3 protein-coding genes and 3 pseudogenes are annotated in these 4,464 nt (G+C 70.9%); 3 read left to right on the top strand and 3 right to left on the bottom strand.

From position 1 onward, the window contains the following. Positions 1–223 (bottom strand): annotated as a pseudogene (locus ACKVMH_RS12845) (hypothetical protein); the annotation flags it as partial. Between the two features lie 55 nt (positions 224–278). Beyond that, positions 279–1,073, bottom strand: a complete 795-nt coding sequence (locus tag ACKVMH_RS12840; protein ID WP_412700590.1) for an enoyl-CoA hydratase/isomerase family protein — start codon at positions 1,071–1,073, stop codon at positions 279–281. 219 nt (positions 1,074–1,292) lie between these two features. Between ACKVMH_RS12840 and ACKVMH_RS12835 the strand changes: the two genes are divergently transcribed. The 3 genes and pseudogenes from ACKVMH_RS12835 (at position 1,293) to ACKVMH_RS12825 (ending at position 3,761) form a co-directional block, all read left to right on the top strand. After that, the gene (locus tag ACKVMH_RS12835) at positions 1,293–1,976 is read left to right on the top strand and encodes an FKBP-type peptidyl-prolyl cis-trans isomerase N-terminal domain-containing protein (RefSeq protein ID WP_215218283.1); all 684 of its coding nucleotides are present in this window, start codon (positions 1,293–1,295) and stop codon (positions 1,974–1,976) included. 116 nt (positions 1,977–2,092) lie between these two features. Beyond that, positions 2,093–2,910 (top strand): annotated as a pseudogene (locus ACKVMH_RS12830) (CoA pyrophosphatase). After that, the gene (locus ACKVMH_RS12825) at positions 2,907–3,761 is read left to right on the top strand and encodes a sulfurtransferase (RefSeq protein ID WP_412700589.1); all 855 of its coding nucleotides are present in this window, start codon (positions 2,907–2,909) and stop codon (positions 3,759–3,761) included. Before ACKVMH_RS12830 ends, ACKVMH_RS12825 begins: the two are co-directional and overlap by 4 nt. A gap of 150 nt (positions 3,762–3,911) precedes the next feature. Here the strand turns inward: ACKVMH_RS12825 and ACKVMH_RS12820 are convergent. Beyond that, positions 3,912–4,464: pseudogene (locus ACKVMH_RS12820) on the bottom strand (enoyl-CoA hydratase/isomerase family protein); the annotation flags it as partial.

Genomic DNA, 4,464 nt, shown 5'->3' with positions numbered 1-4,464 from the left:
CTGCGCGCCGGGCATCGCGCTCCGCGGCCAGGCGTTGCAGCCGCGCCTCGCGCGCCCGGAAACGCTCGCGTGCCGCGAGCGCGAACCGTCGCTCATCCCGCGCGCGGATCACCGACACCTGGCAGTGGGGTGTGCAATCCGGGCACGGCTCGCAATCGAGCAGCCCGGCCTCGATCGCGCGGTCGACATCCTCGACCGCCAGTGCCGCCGCGACACGGTGCATCCCGGCACCGTCGCGCGACCTGCAGCCGCAGCGGCAGCCGTTGATGCCGTCCACCTCAGCGCCCGGCGAAAGCCGGCTTGCGACGTTCCAGGAACGCGCCGGTGCCTTCGCGCATGTCATCGGTCGAGAACATGAGCCCGAACTGCGCGGTCTCGTACTCCAGGCCCTCCTCGATCGCGCACTCGCCACCGACGTTGACGCAGTCCAGCACGCCGCGCAGTGCCAGCGGCGCGGACTCGGCCAGCTGGTTTGCCAGCTTCAGGGCTTCGGTTTCCAGATCGGCGGCCGGTACCACCCGGTTGACGATGCCCAGCTCGCGCGCCCGCGCCGCGTCCACCGGGGTGCCGACCAGACACAGCTCCAGGGTGGCGGCCCGGCCGGCCAGGCGCAGCAGGCGCTGGGTGCCACCAAAACCGGGGATCAGCCCCAGGTTGACCTCCGGCTGGCCCAACTTGGCGCTGTCGGCGGCGATCCGCAGGTGGCATCCCATCGCAAGCTCCAGCCCGCCACCGAGTGCGAAACCGTTGATCATCGCGACCACCGGCTTGGGCATCTTCTCGATGCGGCGCATCAGCCGCTGCCCGCGCAGCGAGAAATCGCGGCCCTGGACCGGCGTCAGCGTGTTCATCTCGCTGATGTCGGCACCCGCGACGAAGGCCCGCGACCCCGACCCGGTCAGCACCACGCAACGCACGGCGTCATCGGCCGCGGCGGCGTCGAACGCCTGGTGGAGTGCATCAAGGGTGGCCGCGTTCAGCGCGTTCAGCTTGTCAGGGCGATCGACGGTGATGACGCGGACGGCGCCGCGGTCGGCAATGGCCACCGGCGTGGCGGCATGGGTGTCGGACATGCGGGAGCTCCCTCGGGGACTGGGCGAATTCTTGCTGGAACATGAAGGCGCGACGCACCGTGGAACTCGCGCGGCACCGGGTTGTCTGAGCTGGACGTCAGTGGCAGTTAAGCCCCTGCGTCGCTATCCTAGCGCGTCCATCCGGGGCCGTTCGACCGGCTGGACCAACCCAATACGGGGCGGTGCCGCCGCTCGCGTCATCACCGGAGGTTCCACCGAATGAAGTTGCGTTTGATTGCGGTCGCCGTTGCGGCCCTGACCCTCACCGCGGGCCACGCCGTAGCGCAGGACACGTCGTCCGAGAAGGGCAAGCTGAGCTACGCGCTCGGTTATGACCTCGGCCGCAATGCCGGCGAAAGCGGCGAAGCGCTCGACGTGAACACCATCATCAAGGGCCTGCAGGACGGTTACGCCAAGAAGGACCCGTCCGTGCCCGTCGACCAGTTGCGCGTCGCGGTCGAGAACATGCAGAAGCGCCAGCAGGCCAAGGCCAAGGCGGCTTGGGACAAGGCCTCGGCCGAGAACAAGACCCGCAGCGACGCGTTCATCGCGCAGAACAAGGCCAAGGCCGGCGTCAAGTCGTTGCCCAGCGGCGTGCAGTACCGCGTGATCGAGAACGGCAGCGGCGCCAAGCCGACCCAGGCCAGCACCGTCCAGCTCGAGGTCGCCGGTCCGTTCCCGTGGGGCCAGCGTGGCGAGAACGCGCAGGCCCGCGCCATGCCGCCGCTGAAGGTCAGCGAGGTCGAGATGCCCGCGATGCGCGAGGCGCTGTTGCAGATGCAGGCCGGCTCCAAGTGGGAGATCACCCTGGCTCCCGAGCAGGCCTATGGCGCCGACCCGCGCACCGGCGTCCCGCCGAACATGGCCGTGCAGTTCGAGGTCAAGCTGGTCAGCATCAAGTGACGTGACACCGCCGCCGGGCCTGCCCGGCGGCGTCCGCGGTACCCTGGCGCCGGCCTCTAGGCCGGCGCATCCGTTTCAGCGCCACGCATTTCCCGCGCCACGCAGTCGAGTCCCCGATGACGACCTTCCTGCCTGCCATGCTCACTCCCTGCACCGGCGTCTGCTGCCTCGACGCGCAGGGCCTGTGCGAGGGTTGCCACCGCACCGGCGACGAGATCGCGCGCTGGTCGCAGATGGGCGACGACGAGCGCTCGCGGATCATGGACGAGGTGCTTCCGGCCCGCGAGGCCACCCGCACGTGAACCCGGGCGGCATCGCCGACGCGCCTGGCGAGGTCACCCGCCTGCGGTCGGTGCTGCGGCCGTTGGACGATCCCGCCATCGGTGACGGCTGGAACCGGGAGGAGATCGGCGACCTGTTGCATCCGGCGGTCGAGCTGGCCGACGCGGCCGTGCTGGTCGGCCTGGTCGCGCGCAGCGAAGGCACCGGCGTGGTGTTGACCCTGCGCACCGCCGACCTGCGCCACCACGGCGGGCAGGTCAGCTTTCCCGGCGGCCGGGTCGAACCCGACGACACCGACGCGGTTGCCGCGGCGCTTCGCGAGACCCGCGAGGAGATCGGCGTGCCGCCGGGTCGGATCCAGCCGGTCGGCCTGCTCGATCCGCTGTTGACGATCACCGGTTTCCGGGTGCTGCCGGTGGTCGCCGTGATCGACCCGGGCTACGTTGCCCGTCCGGACCCGCGCGAGGTGGCCGAGGTATTCGAGGTCCCGTTGGCGTTCCTGCTGGACCCGGCCAACCTCGAGCGTCGGGAGCTGGAGTACAAGGGCCGCATGCGGCACGTGCTCGAGTTCCGCTATCCCTCGCAACGCATCTGGGGCGCCACCGCCTCGATCCTGTGGAACCTGCGGCAACGACTGGAGGACGCACGATGAACGATTCCACCGCCCCTCGCTGGCAGGGTTTGGTCAACGTCGAACAACTGGCGTCGGCGCTCGGACGCGATGACCTCGTCGTGCTGGATGCACGCGTCTCGTTGGCCGACCGCAGCGCCGGCGAGGCGTGGTACCGGGACGGCCACATCCCCGGCGCGCGGTTTGCCGACCTCGACCGGGACCTTTCCGACCACGACCGCAAGGGCGGTCGACACCCGTGGCCCGGGGCGGACGCCTTCACCGCGCGCCTGGGGCGCTGGGGCATCACGCCGTCGCACCAGGTCGTCGTCTACGACGCCGGTGACGGAGCGCTCGCGGCGGCGCGCGCGTGGTTCCTGCTGCGGGCGCTCGGGCATCGCGACGTGGCGGTGCTGGATGGCGGCTGGAAAGCATGGACCGCGCAAGGCGGCCCGGTCGACACCGGCATGCCTGCCGTTGCGCCGGCCGATTACACCGCGCGGTTCGACCGCTCGCGCCTGCTCGACGCCGAGGGCGTGCAGCAGCACCTGTCGGATGGCGGAATGCTGATCGATGCGCGTGCGTCGGAACGTTTCCGTGGCGAGGTCGAGCCGCTCGATCGTGTCGCCGGGCATGTCCCGGGTGCGGTCAATCGTCCGTACGCCGAGAACCTGGAGGACGGGCGGTTCAAGCCGGCCGGGGTACTGGCGCGGGAGTTCAGCGAGCTGCTGGATGGCCGGCCCGCGAACGAGGTTGCGGTGATGTGCGGTTCGGGCGTCACCGCCTGCCACCACCTGCTTGCGATGGAACACGCCGGCCTGCCGGGAGCGAAGCTGTACACCGGCTCGTGGAGCGGCTGGCTCGAGGACCCCAACCGGCCGGTCGCGCGCTGAGGCCTATTTCCCCAGCTTCGCGACCAGCGCCTTCAACGCGGCCTGGGTCCCGTCGGCGTACCAGGCCTCGATAAAGCGGTCCAGCTCGATGTGTTCGGGTTCCAGTGCCTCGATCATGTCGGCCCGGGCAATGCGGCGGGTGTGCGACATCGCCTCGCGCGGCAGCGCCAGCAGGTNCTTCAACGCGGCCTGGGTCCCGTCGGCGTACCAGGCCTCGATAAAGCGGTCCAGCTCGATGTGTTCGGGTTCCAGTGCCTCGATCATGTCGGCCCGGGCAATGCGGCGGGTGTGCGACATCGCCTCGCGCGGCAGCGCCAGCAGGTGCTGCAGCCGCGCGATGGCGCGCGCGGTGACCTCCTCCGGCGGCGCAAGCTCGTCGACCAGCCCGATCCGCAATGCGCGCTCGGCCTCGACCAGTTCCCCGGCCACCAGCAGGCGCTCGGCGCGCGCGGTGCCCACCGCACGGCGCATCAGTCGCTGGATGCCCTCGGGGGCGACCAGACCGACCTGGGTCTCGTTGAGGCCGATGCGGAAATCGCCGGCGGCCATCACCCGGTAATCGCAGCACAGCGCCAGCACGCAGCCGCCGGCCGGCGAATGGCCGGTGATCGCGGCGGCCACCGGCACCGGGCAGGTCGCGATCGCGCGCGCGGCGGCGAAGAACGCCTGCCACGCGGCGGTCAGCGCGGCGCGGTCTTCGCCC

Origin of the sequence: Lysobacter zhanggongensis (genome assembly GCF_046638635.1) — a bacterium.
Taxonomy (GTDB): domain Bacteria; phylum Pseudomonadota; class Gammaproteobacteria; order Xanthomonadales; family Xanthomonadaceae; genus Novilysobacter; species Novilysobacter luteus.
Note: the sequence above shows the minus strand (reverse complement) of the source record. Positions and strands in the feature narration are given on the sequence as shown.

Excerpts from the sequence above, each read along its gene's own strand:
- ACKVMH_RS12840 (WP_412700590.1), bottom strand. The coding sequence starts at position 1,073 with ATGTCCGACACCCATGCCGCCACGCCGGTGGCCATTGCCGACCGCGGC.
- ACKVMH_RS12835 (WP_215218283.1), top strand. The coding sequence starts at position 1,293 with ATGAAGTTGCGTTTGATTGCGGTCGCCGTTGCGGCCCTGACCCTCACC.
- ACKVMH_RS12825 (WP_412700589.1), top strand. The coding sequence starts at position 2,907 with ATGAACGATTCCACCGCCCCTCGCTGGCAGGGTTTGGTCAACGTCGAA.